The sequence below is a fragment of the Sphingomonas sp. LR59 genome (assembly GCF_036855945.1).
GTDB lineage: Bacteria > Pseudomonadota > Alphaproteobacteria > Sphingomonadales > Sphingomonadaceae > Sphingomonas.
This window is the reverse complement of sequence record NZ_JASPFL010000001.1, coordinates 3,840,703-3,865,696: the sequence shown is the minus strand read 5'-3', so window position 1 is coordinate 3,865,696 and position 24,994 is coordinate 3,840,703. Positions and strand designations below refer to the sequence as shown.

General features: G+C 63.4%; 21 protein-coding genes and 2 pseudogenes. 4 read left to right on the top strand and 19 right to left on the bottom strand.

Annotation, left to right across the window (positions count from 1 at the left end; genetic code table 11):
• Nucleotides 1-129 precede the first annotated feature (129 nt).
• The 3 genes from QP164_RS18180 to uvrA form a co-directional block, all read right to left on the bottom strand.
• Entirely contained in the window at nt 130-795 is a 666-nt protein-coding gene (locus QP164_RS18180; RefSeq protein WP_333924023.1) for an AIPR family protein, read from the bottom strand.
• 149 nt (nt 796-944) lie between these two features.
• Nucleotides 945-1,334: a hypothetical protein gene (locus QP164_RS18175; protein WP_333924022.1), complete on the bottom strand. Its 390-nt coding sequence runs from the start codon at nt 1,332-1,334 to the stop codon at nt 945-947.
• A 49-nt stretch (nt 1,335-1,383) separates the two neighbouring features.
• A complete protein-coding gene (uvrA, locus tag QP164_RS18170; protein ID WP_333924021.1) occupies nt 1,384-4,281 on the bottom strand; it encodes an excinuclease ABC subunit UvrA in 2,898 nt (965 codons plus the stop codon).
• A 280-nt stretch (nt 4,282-4,561) separates the two neighbouring features.
• Here uvrA and QP164_RS18165 point away from each other — a divergent pair, with 280 nt between their 5' ends.
• Nucleotides 4,562-4,852, top strand: coding sequence for a hypothetical protein (locus tag QP164_RS18165; protein WP_132737531.1), 291 nt, complete (start codon nt 4,562-4,564; stop codon nt 4,850-4,852).
• A 155-nt stretch (nt 4,853-5,007) separates the two neighbouring features.
• Nucleotides 5,008-6,303, top strand: coding sequence for a hypothetical protein (locus QP164_RS18160; RefSeq protein WP_333924020.1), 1,296 nt, complete (start codon nt 5,008-5,010; stop codon nt 6,301-6,303).
• Nucleotides 6,304-7,130: 827 nt separating this feature from the next.
• Here QP164_RS18160 and QP164_RS18155 read toward each other — a convergent pair.
• The 12 genes and pseudogenes from QP164_RS18155 to QP164_RS18100 all read right to left on the bottom strand — a co-directional run bounded on the left by QP164_RS18155 (nt 7,131) and on the right by QP164_RS18100 (nt 21,184).
• On the bottom strand, nt 7,131-8,276 hold the full coding sequence (locus QP164_RS18155) for a GGDEF domain-containing protein (RefSeq protein ID WP_333924019.1): 1,146 nt from the start codon (nt 8,274-8,276) through the stop codon (nt 7,131-7,133).
• A gap of 772 nt (nt 8,277-9,048) precedes the next feature.
• The gene (gene lpdA / locus QP164_RS18150) at nt 9,049-10,443 is read right to left on the bottom strand and encodes a dihydrolipoyl dehydrogenase (protein ID WP_333924018.1); all 1,395 of its coding nucleotides are present in this window, start codon (nt 10,441-10,443) and stop codon (nt 9,049-9,051) included.
• Nucleotides 10,436-10,696 (bottom strand): DUF433 domain-containing protein, encoded by a 261-nt coding sequence (locus tag QP164_RS18145; protein ID WP_056050234.1) that lies wholly within the window; start codon nt 10,694-10,696, stop codon nt 10,436-10,438. The genes lpdA and QP164_RS18145 overlap by 8 nt, the downstream gene beginning before the upstream one ends.
• 178 nt (nt 10,697-10,874) lie before the next feature.
• A complete protein-coding gene (gene odhB / locus QP164_RS18140; RefSeq protein ID WP_333924017.1) occupies nt 10,875-12,131 on the bottom strand; it encodes a 2-oxoglutarate dehydrogenase complex dihydrolipoyllysine-residue succinyltransferase in 1,257 nt (418 codons plus the stop codon).
• A 126-nt stretch (nt 12,132-12,257) separates the two neighbouring features.
• Nucleotides 12,258-15,194 (bottom strand): 2-oxoglutarate dehydrogenase E1 component, encoded by a 2,937-nt coding sequence (locus QP164_RS18135; protein WP_333924016.1) that lies wholly within the window; start codon nt 15,192-15,194, stop codon nt 12,258-12,260.
• Nucleotides 15,195-15,351: 157 nt separating this feature from the next.
• Nucleotides 15,352-16,235, bottom strand: a pseudogene (sucD, locus tag QP164_RS18130) (succinate--CoA ligase subunit alpha).
• Nucleotides 16,236-16,290: 55 nt separating this feature from the next.
• Nucleotides 16,291-16,584, bottom strand: a complete 294-nt coding sequence (locus tag QP164_RS18125) for a GIY-YIG nuclease family protein (RefSeq protein ID WP_132738234.1) — start codon at nt 16,582-16,584, stop codon at nt 16,291-16,293.
• Nucleotides 16,585-16,662: 78 nt separating this feature from the next.
• Nucleotides 16,663-17,625 (bottom strand): malate dehydrogenase, encoded by a 963-nt coding sequence (mdh, locus tag QP164_RS18120; protein ID WP_056060667.1) that lies wholly within the window; start codon nt 17,623-17,625, stop codon nt 16,663-16,665.
• A gap of 127 nt (nt 17,626-17,752) precedes the next feature.
• Nucleotides 17,753-18,843, bottom strand: a pseudogene (gene zapE / locus QP164_RS18115) (cell division protein ZapE).
• 135 nt (nt 18,844-18,978) lie between these two features.
• Nucleotides 18,979-19,443, bottom strand: a complete 465-nt coding sequence (locus tag QP164_RS18110; RefSeq protein ID WP_333924015.1) for a PaaI family thioesterase — start codon at nt 19,441-19,443, stop codon at nt 18,979-18,981.
• A gap of 231 nt (nt 19,444-19,674) precedes the next feature.
• A complete protein-coding gene (locus QP164_RS18105) occupies nt 19,675-20,469 on the bottom strand; it encodes a succinate dehydrogenase iron-sulfur subunit (RefSeq protein WP_333924014.1) in 795 nt (264 codons plus the stop codon).
• Nucleotides 20,470-20,602: 133 nt separating this feature from the next.
• Nucleotides 20,603-21,184: a ClpP family protease gene (locus QP164_RS18100; protein WP_056484564.1), complete on the bottom strand. Its 582-nt coding sequence runs from the start codon at nt 21,182-21,184 to the stop codon at nt 20,603-20,605.
• Nucleotides 21,185-21,283: 99 nt separating this feature from the next.
• Here QP164_RS18100 and QP164_RS18095 point away from each other — a divergent pair, with 99 nt between their 5' ends.
• Both QP164_RS18095 and QP164_RS18090 read left to right on the top strand, forming a co-directional pair.
• The gene (locus QP164_RS18095) at nt 21,284-21,532 is read left to right on the top strand and encodes a type II toxin-antitoxin system Phd/YefM family antitoxin (RefSeq protein WP_156348804.1); all 249 of its coding nucleotides are present in this window, start codon (nt 21,284-21,286) and stop codon (nt 21,530-21,532) included.
• Nucleotides 21,519-21,809 carry a type II toxin-antitoxin system RelE family toxin gene (locus QP164_RS18090; RefSeq protein WP_056484566.1) on the top strand — a complete coding sequence of 97 codons (291 nt, stop codon included), beginning with the start codon at nt 21,519-21,521 and terminating at the stop codon, nt 21,807-21,809. Before QP164_RS18095 ends, QP164_RS18090 begins: the two co-directional genes overlap by 14 nt.
• An 87-nt stretch (nt 21,810-21,896) precedes the next feature.
• On the opposite strand, the gene QP164_RS18085 is transcribed toward QP164_RS18090, so the two are convergent.
• The 4 genes from QP164_RS18085 to sdhC are packed head-to-tail and all read right to left on the bottom strand — an operon-like array spanning nt 21,897 to nt 24,784.
• On the bottom strand, nt 21,897-22,169 hold the full coding sequence (locus QP164_RS18085) for a hypothetical protein (RefSeq protein WP_333924013.1): 273 nt from the start codon (nt 22,167-22,169) through the stop codon (nt 21,897-21,899).
• 16 nt (nt 22,170-22,185) lie between these two features.
• A complete protein-coding gene (sdhA, locus tag QP164_RS18080; protein ID WP_056047438.1) occupies nt 22,186-23,988 on the bottom strand; it encodes a succinate dehydrogenase flavoprotein subunit in 1,803 nt (600 codons plus the stop codon).
• Nucleotides 23,988-24,374 carry a succinate dehydrogenase, hydrophobic membrane anchor protein gene (gene sdhD / locus QP164_RS18075; protein ID WP_060524023.1) on the bottom strand — a complete coding sequence of 129 codons (387 nt, stop codon included), beginning with the start codon at nt 24,372-24,374 and terminating at the stop codon, nt 23,988-23,990. Before sdhD ends, sdhA begins: the two co-directional genes overlap by 1 nt.
• Nucleotides 24,374-24,784, bottom strand: a complete 411-nt coding sequence (sdhC, locus tag QP164_RS18070; RefSeq protein WP_333924012.1) for a succinate dehydrogenase, cytochrome b556 subunit — start codon at nt 24,782-24,784, stop codon at nt 24,374-24,376. Before sdhC ends, sdhD begins: the two co-directional genes overlap by 1 nt.
• Nucleotides 24,785-24,994: the final 210 nt, after the last annotated feature.

The following is a 24,994-nucleotide window of genomic DNA, read 5'->3' as shown; positions in this document are numbered from 1 at the left end:
GTATTTGTTTAACAACACGCCATAGTAGTCATTCGCATCAACGGGTCGCTCCAGAATACAACTCACAAAAGCGTTAGTCAAAAACGTAAGAGTTACAATATTCTGAGTGGTATACGTCGTGTCGGCGTATTATCGCTTACGTCTCTCATAAACTAGCTTCTGGTCAGGCAGTGCCTCTGAACTAAAAAAGAAGCGTTCTATCTTTTTATGAAAGTCACTTAAAACCGCGAACGCCTCGTCCTTTACCTCTGTCTGCCTGTTTGTTGCTCTAACAATTTCGTTAATAAGATCCCGTTCCTCAGCCTCGATAAGCTTCACAGGCAAAGAGGTTTCCGCATCAATCTGGTCCTGATACTCAAAAACCAGGTGACTAGTTTGGCAGCCATTCACAATTTGGTAATCGCTAAGCGTGAAATCCTTACCCACGATCTTTATATTTCGAGCAACAATAGTAACGCCATTATTGAGCGCCGCCAACCGTCCCTGCTTTTCTTTTGAAGTTAATGTCTGAGCTATCTCATCATTAACCGGATTTCGACTGAGAAAATCACGAACGTTTTCATTAAATAAAGCCTTGTGAAGCTTTCCGTCAGAGTTCGATAGCAATTTCACAAGTTCTGAGCAGGGCAAAACGCCTAGATACGCCTGTCGTATGCCTTTAATAGCAGGAAGTGACGCATACTCATTTATGCGAACCTCCTTTTCGACGCGAAGATTTATTTCCTGGTAACGACTTTGCAGTTTATCAGCGTCGACAAATTCGAACGATACGCTCGAAAAAAGATTGAACGACATTAGGTCATCTCGACCTGATTCTACACGAGCCCGAATAACTGGATCATTTTTGAAATTACCCGCATAGCAATAATATAGACTAAGGGCAGGCTTAGATCTCATTTTTACACTATTTACAAATATATGATCCGATAAAAACCTCTTAGAAGCTATACTATCGTTTGCTGGCTGATATCTCGGGCCAAAAACTCTCTTACGCCCTGAAAAAAGCTACCAATTTCTGCTGCATTCAGTTTTTTAGACGTCTTTGCTTGTATGAAAGCAAAGTCCGCATCGATCCTTTGACGACCAACGATCTCATCCACCTGTGCCGGAGTCACGACCGGGATATCGTTTAAGTAAACACCGACTGCATCGATGGCGGTATCTAAGCCACCCGCTACAACAACATCTTCGAGCACCGTATGGTCGGAAAAATCGCGCAAGAATACGCAATAGCTCGAAAAGTATTCAAAAACATCCGCTTCTTTATGACTTTCCAAGTTATAGTTTTTTGAAAAGTCCTGCAGGTAAGACTGAAGTATGGGGTCGTCGATCATATCCACTCCTTGTTTCGAGCCTTGTACCTCGAAATTAGCGGCGCACAACCTAACCTCCTATCGCCACCCGCTTCTCCAGCAACGGCGCCAGATACTTCCCCGTAAAGCTGCCCTTGGCCTTTGCCACCTTCTCCGGCGTGCCTTCGGCGACGATCTCGCCGCCCTTGACGCCGCCTTCGGGGCCCAGGTCGAGCACCCAGTCGGCGGTCTTGATGACGTCGAGATTGTGTTCGATCACGACGACCGTGTTGCCTTGCTCGACCAGCGCGTGGAGCACTTCGAGCAATTTCCGCACGTCCTCGAAGTGGAGCCCGGTGGTGGGTTCGTCGAGGATGTAGAGCGTGTTGCCGGTGGCGCGGCGCGAGAGTTCCTTGGCGAGCTTGACGCGTTGCGCTTCGCCGCCCGAGAGCGTCGTCGCCTGCTGGCCGACCTTGACGTAGCCGAGGCCGACCTCGACCAGCATCGCCATCTTGTCGCGGATCGGGGGAACCGCCTTGAAGAACTCGGCGGCGTCCTCGACCGTCATGTCGAGCACGTCGGCGATCGAATGACCCTTGAACTTCACCTCGAGCGTCTCGCGATTGTAGCGCGCGCCGTGGCAGACGTCGCAGGTGACGTAGACGTCGGGGAGGAAGTGCATCTCGATCTTGAGCACGCCGTCGCCCTGGCACGCCTCGCAGCGGCCGCCCTTGACGTTGAAGCTGAAGCGGCCGGGCTTGTAGCCGCGCGCCTGCGATTCCGGCAGGCCGGCGAACCAGTCGCGGATCTGCGTGAAGCTGCCGGTGTAGGTAGCGGGGTTGCTGCGCGGGGTGCGGCCGATCGGCGACTGGTCGATGTCGATGACCTTGTCGAGATACTGGAGGCCGGTGATCTTGTCGTGCTTGCCCTGGACGATGCGCGCGCCGTTCAGCTCGCGTGCGGCGGCGGCGTAGAGCGTGTCGATCGTGAAGCTCGACTTGCCCGAACCGGAGACGCCGGTGATGCAGGTGAAGGTGCCGAGCGGGAGACTTGCGGTGACGCCGCGCAGGTTGTTCGCGACCGCGTTGTGGACGGTGAGCTTCTTGCCGTTGCCTTTACGACGCGTCGCGGGGACGGGGACCTCGCGCGTGCCGTTGAGATAGTCGGCGGTGATGCTGCCCTTGGACTTGAGGATCTGCTTCAGCGTGCCCTGCGCGACGACCTGGCCGCCGCGGACGCCCGCGCCCGGGCCCATGTCGATGATGTAGTCGGCGGTGCGGATCGCGTCCTCGTCATGCTCGACGACGAGCACGGTGTTGCCGAGATCGCGCAGACGGCGGAGCGTCTTGAGGAGCATGTCGTTGTCGCGCTGGTGCAGGCCGATCGAGGGCTCGTCGAGGACGTAGAGCACGCCGGACAGGCCGCTGCCGATCTGCGACGCGAGGCGAATGCGCTGGCTCTCGCCGCCTGAGAGCGTGCCGCTGGTGCGGTCGAGGTTGAGGTAGTCGAGGCCGACATTGTTGAGGAAGCCCAGCCGCTCGACGATCTCCTTGAGGATGCGTTCGGCGATCGCGTTCTGCTGGTCGCCGAGATGCTGCGGCATGTCGGTGAAGAACTGGAGCGCGTCGACCACGGACAGGTGCGTGGCGTAGGAGATGTCCTTCATCGCGATCTTGACCGCGAGTGCTTCGGGTTTCAGGCGCGCGCCGCCGCAGACTTCGCAGGGGGCGGCGGACTGGTACTTGCTGAGCTCCTCGCGCATCCAGGCGGAGTCGGTCTGGAGCATGCGGCGGTTGAGGTTGCCGATGACGCCTTCGAACGGCTTGGAGACGTCGTATTTCTTCTTGCCGTCGATGAAGGTGAGCGTGACGGGCTTGCCCTTCGAGCCGTGCAGGATGGTGCTCTGGACCTCCGGCGGAAGGTCGGACCAGGGCGTCTCGATGTCGAACTTGAACTCGCGCGCGAGGCTGCCGAGGACCTGCATGTAATAGGGCGATGGCGGGTTGGATTTCGCCCAGGGGACGACCGCGCCCTTCTTGATGCTGAGCATGTGGTTGGGGACGACGAGATCTTCGTCGAACAGCAGCTTCTCGCCGAGCCCGTCGCAGGCCGGGCACGCGCCTTGCGGGGCGTTGAACGAGAACAGGCGCGGCTCGATCTCGGAGATGGTGAAGCCGCTGACCGGGCAGGCGAACTTTTCGCTGAAGACGATGCGGCCGTCGGGGGCGTTGTTGCCGAGGATTTCGGACTTGGGGGTGTGCGGTTCGACCGGGTCGGCGGGGTCGACATAGGCGAGCCCGTCAGCGAGTTTCAGCGCGGTTTCGAAGCTCTCGGCCAGGCGCGTGGCGATTTCGCCGCCGACGACCAGGCGGTCGACGACGACTTCGATGTCGTGCTTGTACTTCTTGTCGAGCGCGGGGGCTTCGTCGATGTCGTGGATCGTGCCGTCGATGCGGACGCGCGCGAAGCCCGCCTTCTGCCACTCGGCGAGTTCCTTGCGGTACTCACCCTTGCGGCCGCGGACGACGGGGGCGAGCAGGTACAGGCGCGTGCCCTCGGGGAGCGCCATGACGCGGTCGACCATTTGGCTGACGGTCTGCGCCGCAATGGGTTCGCCGGTGGCGGGCGAGTACGGGATGCCGACGCGCGCCCAGAGCAGGCGCATATAGTCGTAGATTTCGGTGACGGTGGCGACGGTCGAGCGCGGGTTGCGGCTCGTGGTCTTCTGCTCGATCGAGATCGCCGGCGACAGGCCCTCGATGTGGTCGACGTCGGGCTTCTGCATCAGTTCGAGGAACTGGCGGGCGTAGGCGCTGAGGCTCTCGACGTAGCGACGCTGGCCCTCGGCGTAGATCGTGTCGAAGGCGAGGCTCGACTTGCCCGACCCCGACAGGCCGGTGATCACCGTGAGCGTGTCGCGGGGGATGTCGATGTCGACGTCCTTGAGGTTGTGCTCGCGCGCGCCGCGTACGGAAATCTTGGTCAGCATAAGGTGAGTTCTACTTCTGTTCTTGGCCGGATGCCAGTGCGGGAGATAGGAACGGCAACGGGATTCCGCCAGCGCACCACGTCGGTTCGCGTTCGATGCCAAATCCCCGAAACGGACCTATCTCGCCGCTGTGATTGGCGGTGAATAGGGTATCCACGGGTCAACGCTCCACAGGGCGTCCAGTTCGTAGCGTGCCGCGTGTATTTTACCGGCCGACCCTCGACCCACCGCACACTCGACGCGGTCCTCGCCCGTTCGGCCCTACAGGGGCAGTATTTTCATGGCTGATCTGCGCATAGTCCTCGAGATCGTAGTGTCGCATCTGAACGGCATCGCCGATTATGGCTTTGCCTTCGACGGGCAACCCGTCGCGACGAGTGGCGGTAAAGGTATCTTCAAGGCCGTACCTGACCGCAAGAAATTGCTCGAATGGGTGATGATCGGTGATCCCGGTGCCACCATGAAGGTCGAAATCCTGCGCAACGGCGCGGCGATCTATACCCGCGATGCATCGACGATCCCGCCCCCACTCGGGAAGGCCTATGATGCTTTCCTGATCGACGTGCGCTGATGCTGCCGGTCCGGATGCGTGCGATCAATGCTCTCGCTTTCGCCATTGGCCTGGCGGGACATGGCGATGCCTGGGCACAGTCTTCGCCTCCCACACCCGCGACGTTACCCGCTGAGGCCGGCGCTATATCGGCCGGGCCTGTCACGGCGCCGACGATGGCAGATTACCACCGCGCACTCGCCGCAGTTGAGCGCGCGGCGCAGGCGGCGACGCGAGCCGCCGGGGCTGCCGAGGCGGCGGCGCGGGACCTGCGCCTGATCGCCAGCGGCATGACGGCCGATGCATCGTCGGTAACGTCTGGGGCCGTGGGTAAGGTCGTGCCGGGGGCCGATGCGCCCGTCGTCACGGGAGCCAACGCGCAGGGCAAGCGATCGACAATTGGAAACATGATCGTCGATCATATCGCGGACAACAGGCTTCTGGCTTTGGAAGCGGTCGAATCCGGCTCCGCAAACGGGCCCAATGACCGCTTCCTTAAATCCAGCCCAACGCCCGATCTGCAATTCATCGCATCAAGCGAGGACAAGATCGCGAGCCTGTCCTGGACGCTCGACATCAGCGGTGTGCAGACCGGGAAGCGGCTGGCAGCCGATCATCTGACGATCACCGCCGCGAGCGATCTCGATTCGAGCCATGAAGCGAAGATATTAGGTTTGGACGGGTTTTCGGGCGGCACCGAGATCGCCCTATCCTATATCCATTATTCAACCGAGGCGGACTTGAATGGTACGGAAAAGCCAGAGGTCGAGCGCGCGCGGGAGAGTTGCCTGAACGCGAATGGCGACAAGGACGACGTGGCCCAGCTGTGCGATCCCTATAGCTTTCCGACCGGCGTATCGATGTTCGTCTTACGCTATTATCCGCAAGGGCTGCGCTCGATGATCAAGGCCGCGTTGCCCGGAAACGTCGATTTTTATGGTGTGCGAGTGGCGGCGAGCCAGATCGATTTTACCTATCTCGATCGCGCCGCATTCACGACCCGCGACCAGTCCAGGCTCGGCTTCAAGGCGACCGCGTTCGGCGGTGTCCTACTCGGACTGGGCCAATCCGCGCTGACCGGGTCCTTCACCTATGGCCGCCGCTATGCCGAAAACGATCCGGTGACGCTCTGCCAACCGATCACGACACCACAGACGCAGTGCCTGACGAACGCGGACGGCGCCCCGGTGCGGAAGGACAAGGCCATCGTCGCGGTCGAAGCGCGGCATGGCTTTGGCGCAGCGGTCGGACAGTTCGCGACGCTGGCGATCGCGCCGCAGGTCAGCGTCGATCTGAAGTCCAAGGCCTTTTCGCTGGACGTGCCCGTGTATTTCGTCGGCGACGGCACCGGCAAGCTGCGCGGCGGCGTACGCGGTGTCTATCTGAACCGTCGCGACGGCACCGGCGGCCGCGACGACGATTTCACGCTTGGCCTGTTCGTCGGCGTCCCGTTCAGCGTGTTCGGATCGTAACGCCCGATCGGATTTACTAATGAACGCCCTGCGCCCGCAATCGCAGGAGCATCGACGGAGCCGATCCGCTGAGCGCGTGTGTTGCACTCTAGGTCCGGTGTCTTATCTATATCAGACACAGCGTGAGAGACTGATATGGCAAAGACGAAGACAGCCAGGATTCCCAAGCGGATCGGCGGCGTGAAGATCCCGAAAGACCTTCGAAAGACGGGAAACACGCTGATCGAAAGCATGGCTAGTCCGGTAGGACGGGATATCGTTCTAGGCGTGCTGGCCAAGGGCGCTGGGCGTCAGGTCCTCGCCGCTGGGCTCATGGCGGCGGCCGCGGCGATCGCCAGCAAGGGTACGCGATCGACGGGAGAGCGGCCTGCTTCGCCAGGGTCGGACCAGGCATGTGGAGGCAGATCTCCATCGCAAGCTGGATCGTCGCCCCCGCGCACACTGCAACTGGCGCGAGCGAAGACGTCGCTGCATCTCATCGTGACAAGTCGTCTCCTGGGCAGGGATCGGGTCATGCTGACTCCGTCAAGCAAGGATCGCCCGAACCGAAGCCTGCAGCAGCAGAAGCAAATGCAGGATCCGGCCCGTTCGCAGGCGACACCCCCGAACCGCCCCGCAGCGATGCACCTGCGCTGTCGCCCGAGATGGCAAAGGTCCTCGACAGCGTCGCTGGTGGACTCGAACGGCTATTTGCCGGGTTCGCAAGTCGGGCAGGCGCCATGCCGGACAAGGAAACGCCGCCTTCCCGCTGATCATAGCCCATCCTGCGGCCCGATATTGCTGGCGCCGTCACAATCAGACTGCGGCTTGGTCAAGCCGCAGTGTCGTCAGGCAGCCTTCTCGTACCCGAACGGTGTGCGACGATCCGCGCGTTTGGCACGATACATTGCGGCGTCGGCGCGTGAGATCAGGTCGGCAATCTGGCCACCCCAAACGCCGTCGATGGTGCCGATACTGACACCGATCACACCCGCCGCCGGTGCATCACGTTGCATAGCCAAGGCAAACTCCGCGGCGATGGCATCGCCCAACGTGATGGCCTGATCGACAGCGGTATCGGGCAGTAGGCAGACGAACTCGTCGCCACCCCATCGAACCAGATGACCGTTCCGACCGAGCGCCACCCTCACAATGTCCGCCAACGTGCACAACGCCGCGTCGCCTGCGGCATGGCCCAGCGTATCGTTCAATGCTTTGAACCGATCGATATCCAACATCATGACTGCGAGCGGTGTCTGCGGGTCAAACGTCCGGCTGACGCGGTCGAGGCCTACGCGATTGAGTGCACCGGTAAGCTGATCGCGCTCCATCTGGTCGCGCAGGGCGGTCTGGCCGCGCTCCGCTTGCAGGATCAGCAGCGAGAAGGTGCGGAAGATGATGAAGGCGATCTGGCCCGCGGCGAGCCAGGCGCCAAGACCGTTGTGCATGCCGGTCAGTTGCGTGCCGATCCGGTCGTGATAGGCGAGCCAGGCGCGGCCGAGAAAGAGCGGCACGGTGATCGCGAACAGCGTCGCCACGATCCAGCCGGTCTGGAGTGATTCACGCCGCGCCAGGCGGAGTGCAGCAATGACGACGACGACATCGAAGCTCGCGCGAACGACGCTGAGATAGGCGACGCGGAGGTGAAAATGTGCGGGATCGTCACTGAACACCAATGGTGCGGCCAAAATGGCGGCAATTCCCAAAAGCGGCGTCAGGCGAGCCTCGGGCCGAGCGAACCGTAGCACGGCACCGGCGATCAGCGCATACCCAATCACCGCGGCGGGATTGCCAGTATTCGGCGCCCAGGCGATGCCGATACTGTCGTTCAGCACCGCCATCATCGTGCCGAACCCGACGACGAGATGGCCTGCGCCCCATAGCAGCGCCCATGTGCCGAACCGCCCCGTCGCCACCGGCACGAGGTGGACGAACCCCGCCACCAGCATGCCAAGCGCGGCAACCACGTAAAGGGTAGTGAGATCGAGCGCCACGGACACCTGCTTGTTCGTTCGTTAGGCGGCTAATAGGCTGGCTTTGCTAAGGATTCGTTTGGGTTGGGTGGAGCGGCGGACGTTTAGAGATTGGGAGTCGGAGTGTTCGGGGGTGCGCGGGGTGCGCGCGCGGTATGGCTTGGGCGAGAGGTCGTTAGCGCGACGCGCCTCGTCAGGCATACGCCCTCCGCTTTCGCCGCGCTTTCCTCCCCGTCATCCCGGCGAACGCCGGGACCCATGGTAGCGGACCAGGTCTTGGCAGCACGGTACGCCAGGTTCGCCGTAACCGGGGGTTCCCAGCGTTCGCCGAGATGACGGATCGGAGGGCGCAACGGGGGACGCTGGGCGTCGTGATAGGCCAGGCCCATCATTATCCACCCGAGTTCGCGTCCCTTTAATGGGGCTTCACCATTCATCACTCCTCCCGTCATCCCGGCGGACGCCGGGACCCATGGTCGCGAACAGGGGCATGGCAGCACGTATCGCCGGGTCCGCCGTAACCGTGGGTCGCGGCGTTCGCCGGAATGACGGATTGGGGGTGCGTGTCGGATGGGTTTTGAGGAACGTACGGGGCTTCGGGCAAACTGCGGTTCAATCCGGTGCCGACCTTTCCCCTTGCTCTGTAGACGCAGAAAGGGCGTCGGTGGATTACCACCGACGCCCTTTCTAAATTCAGTTTAGGCCTGGCTTGGCCGGACAGGGGCAAAGCCCCTGTCGTCGGACGGCGCTGGAGCGCCGCCGGCCGGGCAAGCCCATCCATATCTAGCTATTGCTAGATATGGATGGGCTTGCCTTGCACCGCCATCGCGGCTTCCTTGATCGCCTCGGCGTGCGTGGGATGCGCATGGCAGGTATAGGCGATGTCTTCGCTGGTCGCGCCGAATTCCATCGCAATGGCGGCTTCGGCGATCAGCGTGCCGGCGAGGCTCGAGACGATCCAGACGCCGAGGACGCGGTCGGTCTTGGCGTCGGCGATGATCTTCACGAAGCCGTCGGTGTCGCGGTTGGTCTTGGCGCGGCTGTTCGCGGCGAACGGGAACTTGCCGACCTTGATCTCGGTCTTTTCCTTCGCCGCTTCCTCGGTGAGGCCGACGCCGGCGATCTCGGGCATCGTGTAGACGACGCTCGGGATGACGTCCTCGTTGACGATACCGGTCTGGCCGGCGATGTTTTCCGCGACCGCGACGCCCTCGTCCTCGGCCTTGTGCGCGAGCATCAGGCCGGGGATGCAGTCGCCGATCGCCCAGACGCCGTCGACCTTGGTGCGGAAGCTGTGGTCGGTCTCGATCTGGCCACGCTTGTTGAGTTCGAGGCCGATGGCGTCGAGGTTGAGGCCGTCGACGTTGGCCTTGCGCCCGATCGAGACGAGCACCGCGTCGGCGGTCAGCGTCTCGGATGCGCCGCCGGCGGCGGGCTCGACGGTGACAGTCGCGACGCCGTCGGCGACGGTCACGCCGGTGACCTTGGTCGAGAGCTTGAGCTCCATGCCCTGCTTCTTGAAGAGCTTGGCGGTCTCGCGGCGGACTTCGCCGTCGAAGCCGGGGAGGATCTGGTCAACGAACTCGACGACCGTGACCTTCGCGCCGAGACGACGCCAGACCGAGCCGAGTTCGAGGCCGATCACGCCGCCGCCGATCACGACCATGTGCTCGGGGACCTTCGGCAGTGCGAGTGCGCCGGTGCTGTCGACGACGGTCGTCTGGTCGACCTCGACGCCGGGGAGCGGCATGACGCTGGAGCCGGTGGCGATGACGATGTTCTTCGCGGTGACCTTCTGGCCGTTCACATCAACGGTGTGTGCGTCCTGGAACGCGGCCTTGCCCTTGAGCCAGGTGACCTTGTTCTTCTTGAACAGGAATTCGACGCCGCCGGTCAGTTCCTTGACGGCCTTGGCCTTCTCGGCGTGCATCTGGTCGAGGTTCAGCGTGACGCCCTGGAAGTCGATGCCGAACTTGGTAAGGTGGCCGCCCTTGGCCTCCTCGTAGATCTCGGAAGCGTGGAGCAGCGCCTTGGACGGGATGCAGCCGACGTTGAGGCAGGTGCCGCCGAGCGTCTCGCGCGATTCGGCACAAGCGGTGCGCAGGCCGAGCTGCGCTGCACGGATCGCTGCGACGTAACCGCCGGGGCCCGCACCGATCACGAGGACGTCATAGTCGTAGTCAGCCATGCCTCAACTCACCTTTTAACTTATTGCGCTTCGCCGCAACGAGATCGCGCGTGAACCCGAGTGCAGCTTGCAACTGTGCCCGAGTGATATGGGAATAATCCGCGAGATAGCTATCGATCGAACCACCATACTCGATGAACTCAAGGAGGTGATCGACGTACATTCGGGTGCCGGCGATGCGAACCTTGCCGAAGCAAACATCTGGGTCGGTCACGATGATACCGTCCCATGGCGTTCGATCTGGTGCCGTCATCTCGACCTCCGTTTGCCCACGGTACTTTCCGTCATCCTGGGCTCGACCCAGGATCCAGAGCAACGAGCGGTTCCGTCCGTTACTCTGGATCCTGACTTTCGTCAGGATGACGGTTTAAGTCATGCGATACCTTTGGTGTACCTTCTTTTCGTTCAGAACGTACCGTCGTTCATCGACCTCAGAGGTCGATCAGGATACGCGTTGGGTCCTCGATCGCGTTCTTGAGCGCGACCAGGAACGTCACGGCTTCGCGGCCGTCGATCAGGCGGTGGTCGTAGCTGAGCGCGAGGTACATCATCGGGCGGATGACGATCTGGCCATTCACGACGACCGGACGTTCTTCGATGCGGTGGAGGCCCAGCACCGCCGACTGCGGCGGGTTGATGATCGGGGTCGACATCAGCGAGCCGAACACGCCGCCGTTGGAGATCGTGAAGGTGCCGCCCTTCATCTCGTCCATCTTGAGCGCGCCTTCCTTGGCGCGCTTGCCGAAGTCGCCGATCGTCTTCTCGATCGTCGCGACCGACATCTGGTCGGCATCGCGGATCACCGGGACGACGAGGCCGCCCGGCGACGAGACCGCGACCGAGATGTCGGCATAGTCGTGATAGACGATGTCGTCGCCGTCGATCGACGCGTTGACCGACGGGATGTCGCGCAGCGCCATCGTCGCGGCCTTCACGAAGAAGCCCATAAAGCCAAGGCGGACGCCGTGCTTCTTCTCGAACAGGTCCTTGTACTTGGCGCGCGCCTCGATCACCGCGGTCATGTCGACGTCGTTGAACGTCGTCAGCATGGCCGCCGTGTTCTGCGCTTCCTTGAGGCGCTTGGCGATCGTCTGGCGGAGGCGCGTCATGCGCACGCGCTCTTCGCCACGACCCGATGCGGCGGCGGGGGCTGCCGCCGGAGCGGGCGCTGCGGCGGGAGCAGGCGCGGGCTTGCTCGACGCGGCGGCGGTCACGTCTTCCTTGGTGATGCGACCGTCGCGGCCGGTGCCCTTGACGGTGCCGGGGTCGACGCCATGCTCGAGCACCGCGCGGCGGACCGACGGGGAGAGGGCTGCGGGCGAGTCGCTGGTGCCGGCACCGGGCTGGTCGCCATAGCCTGCGCCGGACTCGTCCTTGGCGGGTGCGGAAGGGGCTGCGGCGGGCTCGGGCGCCTTTGCGGTAGCGGGGGCGGGCGCAGCGGCGGCGCCGTCACCGGAGTCGATCGTGGCAAGCATCGCGCCGACCTGCACGGTGTCGCCGACGGCGACCGCGTGCTGGCCCATGACGCCGGCGACCGGCGACGGGACCTCGACCGAGACCTTGTCGGTCTCGAGGCTGGCGATCGGCTCGTCGACCGCGACGGGCTCGCCGGGCTGCTTCAGCCACTCGCCGAGGGTGGCTTCGGTGATCGATTCACCCAGGACGGGGACGGTGACTTCGGTTGCCATTTTTTCGGTTCCTCCACCCCGGCGTAGGCCGGGGTCCAGTTACAAAACGCTGAGTGGCCGGCGTTTCGCTCAATTACATCTACCATCCCAATTGGGCCCCGGCCTACGCCGGGGTGGTAGAAAGGTTCAATTTGCGCGGGTGCGGCGGATTTCGTCGCGGACGGAGTGGCCGAGCGCGTCGGCGACGAGCGCGCCCTGTTCGGCCTGGTGACGCTTCATCAAGCCGGTCGCGGGCGATGCCGAGGCGTTGCGCCCGGCGTAGCGCGCGCGCTTCACCGGTGAGTCGACCGTTGCCAGCGCCTCCTCGATCAGCGGCTCGACGAAGAACCAGTAGCCGTTGTTCTTCGGCTCTTCCTGCGCCCAGACGATCTCTTCCAGGTTCGGCATCCGTGCGACGCGCTCGGCGATCGGGTTGCCGGGGAAGGGATAGAGCTGTTCGACGCGGACGATCTGCGTGTCGGTGTCGCCCGCCGCGTCGCGTGCCTCGATCAGGTCGTACGCGACCTTGCCGGTGCACAGGACCAGACGCTTCGTATCGACGTCGGCGGCCGGATTGGTATCCGACAACAGGCGGCGGAAGTGGCTGTCGCCCTGGAAATCCTCCGCGTTCGACACCGCCAGCTTGTGCCGCAGCAACGACTTCGGCGTCATCACGATCAGCGGCTTGCGGAAGTTGCGGTGCATCTGGCGGCGGAGCAGGTGGAAATAGTTCGCCGGGCTGGTGCAGTTCGCGACCTGGATATTGTCGTCGGCGCAGGATTGCAGGAAGCGCTCGGGACGCGCCGAGCTATGCTCAGGCCCCTGCCCTTCATAGCCGTGCGGCAGCAGCATCACGAGGCCGTTGGCGCGGAGCCACTTCGACTCGCCGGACGTGATGAACTGATCGATCATGATCTGCGCGCCGTTGACGAAATCGCCGAACTGCGCCTCCCAGAGGACCAAGGTCTTCGGGTCGGCAAGCGCATAGCCATATTCGAACCCGAGCACGCCGTATTCGCTGAGTGGGCTGTCGAGCACTTCGAAGCGGCCGTGCTCGATCTCCTGCAGCGGCACGTACTTGTGCTCGTCGGTCTGGTCGACCCAGACGGCATGGCGCTGCGAGAAGGTGCCGCGGCCCGAATCCTGGCCGGACAGGCGGACGCCGTACCCTTCCGAGAGCAGGCCGCCGAAGGCGAGCGCCTCGCCCGTCGCCCAGTCGAAGCCCTTGCCCGACTTGAACATCTCGCGCTTGGCATCGATCACGCGGTTCAGCGTCTTGTGGATCTTCACGCTGTCCGGAATCGTCGTCAGCGTGCGGCCGAGCGAGTCGAACAGCTTCGTGCTGAGGCCGGTCTCGACGTTGCGACGTGCAGACGCACCATCCGTGGGCGCGCTCAGGCCGGTCCAGCGACCGCCGAACCAGTCGGCCTTGTTGGGCTTGTACGACGACCCGGCTTCGAACTCGCCCTCGAGACGGAGCGTGAACTGCTTCACGTTCTCGTCGATCCAGGGCTGGTCGATCACGCCTTCCTTGATCAGGCGATCGCCGTACACCGAGCTGACGCCCGGGTGCTTGCGGATGATGTCGTACATCAGCGGCTGCGTGAAGGACGGCTCGTCGCCTTCGTTGTGGCCGAAGCGGCGATAGCACCACATGTCGATAACGATGTCGCGGTGGAACTTCTGGCGGAATTCCATCGCCATCTTGGTCGCGAAGGTGACCGCCTCGGGATCGTCGCCGTTGACGTGGAAGACCGGCGCCTGGACGCCCTTGGCGACGTCAGACGGGTAAGGCGACGAGCGCGCGAACTGCGGCGAGGTCGTGAAGCCGACCTGGTTGTTGATGATGAAGTGGACGCAGCCGCCGGTGTTGTAGCCGCGGATGCCCGAGAAGCCGAGGCACTCCCAGACGATCCCCTGCCCCGCGAACGCCGCGTCGCCGTGGATCAGCACGGGCAGGCTGGCGACGTGATCTTTGAGGTCGTTGTTGAGCGTCTGGATCGCGCGCGTCTTGCCGAGCACGACGGGGTCGGCGGCTTCGAGATGCGACGGATTGGCGACCAGGCTCATGTGAACCTTGTGGCCGTCGAACTCGCGATCGGTGCTGGTGCCGAGGTGATACTTCACGTCGCCCGAACCGCCGATGTCGTCGGGGTTGGCCGAACCGCCGGCGAATTCGTGGAAGATCACGCGCAACGGCTTGGCCATCACGTTCGCCAGCACGTTCAGACGGCCACGATGCGCCATGCCGATGACGAGCTCGCGCACGCCCATCTGACCGCCATACTTGATGACGGACTCAAGCGCGGGGATCATCGATTCGCCGCCGTCGAGGCCGAAGCGCTTCGTGCCGACATACTTCTTGCCGAGGAACTTCTCCCACTGCTCGGCCTGGATCACCTTGGTGAGGATCGCCTTCTTGCCGTCGGTGGAGAATTCGATCGCCTTGTCCTGGCCCTCCATGCGCTCCTGGAGGAAACGGCGCTCCTCGACGTCGGAGATGTGCATGTATTCGAGGCCGACATTGCCGCAGTAATTCTTGCGCAACGTGTCGACGAGCTCGCGGATCGAGACCCATTCGAAGCCCATCGTGCCGCCGAGATAGACCTTCCGGTCGATATCGGCGTCGGAGAAGCCGTGATATTCGGTCTTCAAATCCTCGGGCATCTCACGCTTCGAGAGGCCGAGCGGATCGAGGTTCGCGGCGAGATGGCCGCGGACACGGTAGGTGCGGACGAGCAGCTGCGCGCGGATCGCGTCGGCGGCGGCCTTGGCGATCTCTTCCTTCGAGACGGGCGGGGGCGCTGCTGCGGCAGGAGCGGGCTTGCCGCCCTTTGCGGGCTTTGGCGCGGGCTCCATCTGGGTCGGATCGAGCGCTGCGGTCAGGTCGTCCGTGGTGGTGAGCGGCCAGCGGGCGCTCTCCCAGCTCGGGCCCTGTGCGGAACCTTCGAGACCCTCGAAGAACGCGCGCCAACCGGATTCGACCGAGGCCGGGTCCGCGTTGAACTTGGCGTAGAGCGTCTCCACGAACGCCGGGCTGACGCCGGCTGCGATATCGCTGAAATCCTGGCCTTCGTAGCCCATCGTTCTCGTCCTCAGTGTCCCTCTCCCCGCGGGGGAGAGGGAGGGGCCCGCCCGCACTTGCGGGTGGGAGGGTGAGGGCACGGGCGGTCACGTGCCCTCACCCTTCCGCTGCCAAGAGGCAGCTCCTCCCCTCTCCCCGAAGGGAGAGGGGTAGTATTTAGCCCTTCAACACGCTCAGCAGCGTCTCGCCGAGCAGGCTGGGGCTTTCCGAGACCTTGATCCCGGCAGCTTCCATCGCCGCGATCTTGCTCTCCGCGTCGCCCTTGCCGCCCGACACGATCGCGCCGGCATGGCCCATGCGACGGCCCGGAGGTGCCGTACGGCCCGCAATGAAGCCTGCCATCGGCTTCGACCGACCGCGCTTGGCTTCGTCGCGGAGGAACTGTGCCGCCTGCTCTTCTGCGTCGCCGCCGATTTCGCCGATCATGATGATCGACTGGGTCTCGTCGTCGGCGAGGAACAGCTCGAGCACGTCGATGAAGTTCGTGCCGTTGACCGGATCGCCACCGATGCCGACCGCAGTCGTCTGACCAAGGCCTGCGTTCGACGTCTGGAACACCGCCTCATAGGTGAGCGTGCCTGAACGGCTGACAACGCCGACCGAGCCCTTCTTGAAGATCGAGCCAGGCATGATGCCGATCTTGCACTCGCCGGGAGTCAGCACGCCGGGGCAGTTCGGGCCGATGAGGCGCGACTTGGAGCCCGACAGCGCGCGCTTGACCTTGACCATGTCGAGGACGGGAATGCCCTCGGTGATCGCGACGATCAGCTCGATCTCGGCGTCGATCGCCTCGAGGATCGAATCGGCGGCGAAGGGGGCGGCACGTAGATGACCGACGCGGTCGCGCCGGTCATCGCCTTGGCTTCGGCGACGGTGTTGTAGACGGGGAGGTCGAGGTGCGTGGTGCCGCCCTTGCCGGGCGTGACGCCGCCAACCATCTGCGTGCCGTATTCCAGCGCCATCTTGGTGTGGAAGCTGCCGGTTTCGCCGGTCATGCCTTGCGTGATGACCTTGGTGTTCTTGTCGACGAGGATGCTCATTCTATCTCCAGTCCGGTCCGCCCCGGCGAAGGCCGGGGTCCAGTTGGGAAGGCGGTCATGGTAACGCGATACGATCGTACAGGTCATCCCAAGCAGGATTGAACCCTTCGATCTCACGCACTTTCCAGGCCCGCTTCCACTCCTTCATTTGCAGCTCGCGCTGCCGTGCCGCTTCCCATTCGCCGCAAGCCTCGTACCAGACGAGGATCTTGCAGCCGTAACGCTTGGTGAAACCGCCGAAGCCGTTGCGGTGCTCCCACACACGCTTTGGCAGGTTTACGGTCGAACCGAGGTAGATCGCACCGTTGGGGAAGTTGGCCATGATGTAGACGAACGCTTGTTCTTCCATCATTTCGGCTTTCCCAACTGGACCCCGGCCTTCGCCGGGGTGGTGGTTACTCCTTTTGGTTCGTCACCTCACCTCAAATCAGTTCAGCGAACCATCGATGCCCTTGCAGGCCACGATCAGTTCCTTGACCGCATCGACCGACACGGTGAGGTTCTGCTTCGCTTCGTCGTCCAGCTTGATCTCGACGATCTTCTCGACGCCGCCCGCACCGATCACCACCGGCACGCCGACGTACAGATCGGTAAGGCCGTATTCGCCCGAGACATACGCCGCGGCCGGCAGCACGCGCTTCTGATCGTACAGATACGCCTCGGCCATCGCGATGCCGCTGGTCGCCGGCGCGTAGTATGCCGAACCCGTCTTCAGCAGCGCGACGATCTCGCCGCCGCCGCCGCGCGTGCGCTTGACGATCGCGTCGATCTTTTCCTGGCTCGACATGCCCATCGCGATGAGATCGGGAACCGGGATGCCCGACACCGTCGAGTAGCTGATGACCGGGACCATCGTGTCGCCGTGGCCGCCGAGCACGAAGCTGGTGACGTCCTTGACCGAGACCTTGAACTCGTCGGCGAGGAAGTGGCTGAAGCGCGCCGAATCGAGTACGCCGGCCATGCCGACGACCATATGGTGCGGCAGCCCGGAGAACTCACGGAGCGCCCAAACCATGGCATCGAGCGGGTTGGTTATGCAGATCACGAATGCGTCGGGGGCGTTGGCCTTGATGCCCTCGCCGACGGCCTTCATGACCTTCAGGTTGATGCCGAGCAGGTCGTCGCGGCTCATGCCGGGCTTGCGTGCGACACCGGCGGTGACGATGATGACGTCCGCGCCGGCGATGTCGGCATAGTCGTTCGAGCCGGTAATCTGCGAGTCGAAGCCTTCGACCGGGCCGCACTGCGACAGGTCGAGCGCCTTGCCCTGGGGGATGCCCTCGGCGACGTCGAACAGGACGATATCGCCAAGGCCCTTGAGTGCTGCGAGGTGCGCGAGCGTACCGCCGATGTTACCGGCGCCGATCAGCGCGATCTTCTTGCGAGCCATTCCAATCCGTCTCCGTCTGATGTGCGGGGTGATTGGTGACGCCGGTTACGCGCATTATCCCGCTACGGCAACCGCTAAAAGGACAAAAGCAGCTTGTTATTGCGAGTAGTTCGCATGTGCAATAAGCTCAGCGGTGGCCCTCGGCGAGATAGTCCTCGGAGCGCATCTCTTCGAGGCGGCTGATCGTGCGGTCGAACTCGAAGCGCCCGTCACCGCTTTCGTAGAGGTCGCCGGGTTGCGCGTCGGCAGCGGCGAGCAGCTTCACCTTGTGCTCGTACAGCGCGTCGATCAGCGCGACAAAGCGCGCCGCCTCGTTGCGGTTCTCGGGGCCGAGCTTGGGGATGCCAACGAGGATGACGGTGTGGAATTTCCGCGCGATGGCGAGGTAGTCGGCCACGCCGCGGGCTTCTCCGCACAGCTTCTTGAAGCTGAACACCGCGACGCCCTTGAGCGACTTCGGCACCCGCAGCGTGCGGCCCTGGACGATCAGGTCTTCGGCGGGGACGTGCTCGCTGTCGTCGGTCGAGAAGTCGGTAAGGCGGAAGAATGCGGCGGAGAGTTGCGCGGTCGCCTCGGGGCCGTTGGGGACGAGCCAGGTGTCCTGGCTGCCGAGCCGGTCGCGGCGATAGTCGACCGGGCCGTTGAGCGGGAGCACGTCGAGGCGGTGTTCGATGGTCGCGATGAAGGGCAGGAAATGCTCGCGGTTGAGGCCGTTCTTGTAGAGATCGGCGGGCGGGCGGTTCGAGGTGGTGACGATCGTCACGCCGGAATCTAGCAGCGAGGTCACCAGCCGCGAGAGGATCATCGCGTCGGGGCTGTTGGTGACCATCATCTCGTCGAACGCAAGCAGGCGGGTCTCGTCGGCGATCGCGGTGGCGACGGGGACTATCGGGTCGCCGACTTCCTTGCGACGTTCGGCGGCGATGCGCGCGTGGACCTCAAGCATGAACTCGCCGAAGTGGACGCGGCGTTTCTTCTCGATCGGCGCGTTGGCGAAGAACAGGTCCATCAGCATCGACTTGCCTCGGCCGACACCGCCCCAGAGGTAGACGCCTCGGGGTTGGCTTTCTTGGAGAAGCGGGCGAAGAAGCCGGTGGATTTGGGGGTGGCGAGTTCGGTGGCGAGGGTGTTGAGGCGGGCGGCGGCGGCGGCCTGTTCGGGGTCGGGGCGGAGTTCGCCGGATGCGACGAGTGCTTCGTAGGCCTTGAGTACCGTCACGCCGCCACCCCATTACCACCCCGGCGAAGGCCGGGGTCCAGGTGGAAAGGTCGCCGTGATAGAGCGCTGCGCTTGATCAATGATTGTGTCCCAACTGGGCCCCGGCCTTCGCCGGGGTGGTGGTAGCGGCCGGGGTCAGCCCTTTGGCGGCTTAGGCGACGGCTTGCGGATCGTGGCCGAGAAGGCGGCGATCTTCGTTTCGTCGTTCCCTTGCACCACGAGGCCCCGGAGGAACAAGAGGCGGCCGGTTTCCTTGAGCACCTCGACCTGCGCCTCGATCGGCTCGCCGATGCGACCGCCGCCGATGAACTGCGTGTTGAGATCGAGCGTGACGGCGGTGCCGGCGGTGATCAGGCCGAAGCCTCTGGCGGCGGCGAACAGCGCGACGTCGATGAAGGCGAGGAGCGCGCCGCCGTGGACGTTGTTCTGGAGATTCGAGTGGCGATGCTCGGGGGTGATGCGGACGCGGACGGTGTGGCCGTCGACGCGGTAGAGCATGGGGCCGAGCAGCGTGTTGAACCGGGTTGGGTCGGAGAGCGACCAGCTGCGCCAGCCTGGGTTGGCTGGGTCTTCAGCTTCGACGAAATGGGGTTGGGTCAACGGTCTGTCCTTCCGAGCATCCGAGAACACCGCGCCCTTTTCTTACCCGCCTCCCCACTCCGTTCGTCCTGAGCGAAGTCGAAGGACCTTGGGAAGCGTCAGCCCCTGCCCCCGAGCGGGTGCTTCGACTTCGCTCAGCACGAACGGGAGGGGACAACGGGACCGGAGGGGAGCGGATCGAGGCGTGGAAGAAGGGGGAGGGGCGTAAAACACGCCCCTCCCCCCACAGCATCAGACGATCCGTTCGGCTTCCATCTTCTTGATCTCGGCGATCGCCTTGGCGGGGTTGAGGCCCTTGGGGCAGGCATTCGCGCAGTTCATGATGGTGTGGCAGCGGTACAGGCGGAACGGATCCTCGAGCTCGTCGAGGCGCTCGCCGGTCATCTCGTCGCGGCTGTCGGCGAGCCAGCGATAGGCCTGCAACAGGATCGCCGGGCCGAGGAACTTGTCGGCGTTCCACCAATAGCTCGGGCACGAGGTCGAGCAGCACGCGCACAGGATGCACTCGTACACGCCGTCGAGCTTCGAGCGGTCTTCCGGCGACTGGAGCCGCTCCTTGCCCGAGGGCGGCGGGGTGACGGTCTGCAGCCACGGCTTGATCGACGAATATTGCGCGTAGAAATGCGTGAAGTCGGGGACCAGGTCCTTGATCACGTCCATGTGCGGCAACGGGGTAATCTGGACCTCGCCCTTGCAATCCTCGATCGCGGTCGTGCAGGCGAGGCCGTTCTTGCCGTTGATGTTCATCGAGCACGAGCCACAAATGCCCTCGCGGCACGAGCGGCGGAAGGTGAGCGAGGAATCCTGCTCGCTCTTCATCTTGATCAGCGCGTCGAGCACCATCGGGCCGGTGTCATTCAGATCGAGCTCGAAATTATCGTAGCGCGGGTTCTCGCCGCCGTCGGGATCGTAGCGATACACCTTGAACGATTTCAGACGCTTGCTGTCCCCCGAACCCTGGCTGATCGAGGCGTGCTTGACGCCCTTCTTGACGACGCTGTTTTTCGGGAGCGAGAATTCGGCCATTGCGAGCGGTCCGTCCGTGGTGTGATTATAGGTTGTCAGAGCCGATACATGACAGGGGCCCTCCCCGCAAATCCTTAGCTTCGCGGGTGCAACATGCGTCACACCCGCTGTCGCGTTGCCTTCTGCTCTCCGGTCAGATGATGTCGAGGACGAGCCCGAGGTCGCGGGCTTCCTCGGCTTCGATGTACCAGTTGGAGGGGGCCTTCTTCTTCAACTCCTCGAGCGATACCTTCGAGCCCTCGACGATCGCGCGGAAGCCTTCCTCCTGGATGTTGATCGAGTCCTCGATCTCGTGGAGCTTCGCCTTGAGCGTGTAGGACAGCGTGTTGAGCGGGCCGTTGAGCTCGATCGTGCTCTGCATCTGGCGCTCGTGGATCATGATGCGGCTGTTGCGGGTGAGGAAGCGGCTGTCGACGGGGAAGGCGGACATGAACGTCGCGCCAGCGGAATAGACCGCGACCTTGCCGAGGAACAGCGTCTCGCGGCCGGTATATTCGCGGAGCAGGCGGATGTTGTCGCCCATCGCGCGCGCGACTTCGGGGTCGCCGCCGAGCGTGGTGATCGAGACGACCAGCGGGCCTTCGGTGGGTGCGGCGACGAGTTGCGACTTGAAATTGTCGTACATCGCGTCGTCGACGGGGCCGTGGAGGTGGATGTGGGGGGCGGCCAGCAGCGGATAGTTGCGGGCGTTCGAAGCGGGGGATGTGTCGGTCATGCCGCGGCAAACTTTTGCGGGGGCGGTGGGTTCCGGATTAGTTGCTGCATGTCAGCAACGTGATTTGGTAAGACCTTTTCGACGTGCTATAAAGCGGTCATGATCGAGACCATCCATGCCGGCGCGACCGTGAGCATCAGCGACCTTAAGAAGAACCCCTCCGGAGTCATCGAGGCTGCGGGTGGATTTCCAGTGGCTGTGCTCAATCGGAATACGCCTGCCGCCTATCTGGTGCCGGCAGCGGCGTGGGAGGAATTGATGGACCGTTTGGAAGACGTCGAACTGGCAGACCTGGTGCGGGCGCGTGCCGACGAGGTGCCGGTCGCGGTGTCGCTTGGCGACCTATAGTCTTGCTTTCCTGCCGAGCGCGCTGCGGGAGTGGGAGAAGCTTGGCGCCAATGTTCGCGAGCAGTTCAAGGCGAAGCTGACCGAGCGGTTGGGCGAGCCGCATATCGCGAGTGCGCGGCTGAGCGGGATGACCGGATGCTACAAGATCAAGCTGCGGGCCGCGGGGTATCGGCTGGTGTACCGGGTCGACGATGGCTTGGTGACGGTGATCGTCGTGGCGGTCGGACGGCGGGATCGGAATCTGGTGTACAAGATCGCGGCTGGCCGGCTCGATTAGTCGTCGGCGTTGCGCCTGAAGCTTGTTTCCCCGCGAAGGCGGGGATCCAGACTGGGCTCCCGCCTTCGCGGGAGAACAAGGAAGAGGTCAGGCCTTTCCGGCTGTGCGCTTGTATTGAAGGATCCAGCCTACCAAGCCGCCTGGGACTCCGCCTACCAGCGAGAAGAGCGCGTAGAAGGTGATTGCGATCTTTTGGGGTTCTTCGCCGACACCGCGGGGTTCGATGCCGAAGACGTAGATCGCGGTCAGTAGTGCGACGACCGCCGGCCACAGGAAGCCGGCGATCATCGGTTGGAAGCGCGTCAGGAGCCCCACCGCGACGGGCACGAGGAACCCGATCGCGATGATGGCCCACGTCATCGAAACATCCGCTTCATCAGTATACCCGCTTCTTGGGCTTGATGTAGTCGATGTCGTCGGTGAGCGTGTAGTCGTGGACCGGGCGGAAATCGATCTTGGTCTCGCCGCCCTTGCCGCCCCAGCCGTTGAAGGTGGTGATGGTGTGCTTCATCCAGTTCGCATCGTCGCGCTCGGGGAAATCCTCGTGCATGTGCGCACCGCGCGACTCGGTGCGGTTGGCCGCCGAGTTCATCGTCACGACCGCCTGGCCGATCAGATTGTCGAGCTCCATCGTCTCGACCAGATCAGTGTTCCAGATCATGCTGCGATCCTTCACGGCGACGTCGGTCATCCGGCTGTAGATCCCGGCCATCTTCTCGACGCCCTGGTTCAGCAGCTCGGTGTCGCGGAACACCGCGCAATGCTTTTGCATGGTCTGCTGCATGTCGAGGCGGATCTGCGCGGTCGGCGAACCGCCGCTCGCGTTGCGGAAATGGTCGAGACGCGTCAGCGCGAGATCTTCCGACCCCTTGGGGAGCGGCGCGTGTGCCGTACCGGGCTTCAGCGTGTCCTTGATCCGCAGGCCGGTCGCGCGGCCGAACACCACGAGATCGATCAGGCTGTTCGAACCGAGGCGGTTGGCGCCGTGGACCGAGACGCACGCTGCCTCGCCGACCGCGAACAGGCCAGGGACGACCGCGTCGGGGTTGCCGTCGACGAGGTTGACGACTTCGCCGTGGAAGTTGGTCGGGATGCCGCCCATGTTGTAATGCACGGTCGGCGTGACGGGCAGCGGCTGGCGCGTGAGATCAACGCCGGCGAAGACTTTCCCCGTCTCGGTGATGCCCGGCAGGCGCTCGGCAAGCACCTTCGGATCGATGTGATCGAGATGCAGGAAAATGTGGTCGCCGTTCTTGCCGACGCCGCGGCCTTCGCGCATTTCGAGCGCCATCGAGCGGCTGACGACGTCGCGCGAGGCGAGGTCCTTTGCCGACGGGGCATAACGCTCCATGAAGCGCTCGCCCTCGGAGTTGGTCAGATAGCCGCCCTCACCGCGTGCGCCCTCGGTGATGAGCACGCCCGCACCGTAGATGCCGGTCGGGTGGAACTGGACGAACTCCATGTCCTGCAGCGGCAGGCCGGCGCGGAGCACCATCGCGTTGCCGTCGCCGGTGCAGGTGTGCGCCGAGGTCGCCGAGAAATACACGCGGCCGTAGCCGCCGGTGGCGAGCACGGTCTGGTGGCTGCGGAAGCGATGGATCGAGCCGTCTTCCATGCACAGCGCGATGACGCCGCGGCAGACGCCGTTCTCCATGATCAGGTCGAGCGCGAAATACTCGACGAAGAAGTCGGTGTTGTACTTCAGGCTCTGCTGATACAGCGCGTGGAGCATCGCGTGGCCGGTGCGATCGGCGGCAGCGGCGGTGCGCTGGACCGGAGGGCCCTCGCCCATGTTCTGCATGTGGCCGCCGAACGGACGCTGATAGATCGTGCCGTTCTCGTTACGGCTGAACGGCATGCCGGCATGTTCGAGCTCGTAGACCGCCTGCGGGGCCTCGCGGCAGAGATACTCGATCGCGTCCTGGTCGCCGAGCCAGTCGGAACCCTTGACGGTGTCGAACATGTGCCAGGTCCAGTGATCCGGCGAGTTGTTGCCGAGCGACGCGGCGATGCCGCCCTGTGCGGCGACGGTGTGGCTGCGGGTCGGGAAGACCTTGGTGATGCACGCCGTCTTCAGGCCGCTCTCGGCGATGCCCATCGTCGCGCGCAGGCCGGACCCGCCGGCACCGACGACGACCGCATCATAGGTATGATCGATGATCTTGTAGGCAGCTGACATTACGCGGGAGCTCCGGAGAAGGCGACCTTCAGGATCGCGAACAGGGCGATGCCGCCCAGCGTGAAGGTGAACAGGTTGAGGAGGATCATCGTCACGACACGGCTTTCGTCGTGCATGTAATCCTCGATCACGACCTGCAGACCGAGACGGAAGTGATAGAACACCGAGAGGATCAGCAGCGCCATCGGCACCGCGACCCACGCCGATTGCAGCCACAGATGGACCGCGGCGTAATCATAGCCGGGCATCCGCGCGACCGAGATCATCAGCCAGAGCATGAGGAACAGGTTCGCGCCCGCCGTCAGACGCTGCTGCCACCAGTGATGCGCGCCGTGCTTGGCGCTGCCAAGGCCGCGGACGCGACCGATTGCCGTACCCGAACCCATTACTTGATCCCCATGTAGAGCCAGAACACGACCGTCAGCGCGACAGATGCGACCATCGTGGCGAGCGCGCCCATCTTGTTCCGCTTCAGTTCGTAGCCCGCGCCGGTGTCGAGCACGAAGTGGCGAATGCCGGTCATCATGTGCTGGAACAGCGACAGCGTCAGCCCGACCGCGACGATATAGCCGAGGATGTTGAGCCGGCCGGTGTCGGTGGTGAACACGTCGACGAAGGTCGCGTACGCCTGATCGCCCGACGCGATCGCGGCGAGCCACCAGACGAGCAACAGGCTGCCGACGGTCGCCATCCCGCTACCGGTCGCGCGGTGCAGGATCGAGACCAGCATGTGCGGGCCCCATTTATAGACCTGCAAATGGGGAGATAGCGGGCGTGCCGGGTTGCGCGATGCCAAGGGCGGAGTCCTCGAACCAGAAGATGACGAACCAAGAACAGCTTGGTCCAGAATATAGATATGGGCGACCTATTAGCCACCGCGTGCTGCGATGCAACCCATTGGGGCCGGTCCGATAACCCATGACACCGCTGGCCCTCCACGCGACATGGGAGCGCCGATCCACTTCATTGCGGTTTCGAAATAATCCGCAACACGGTCGACGCGGCC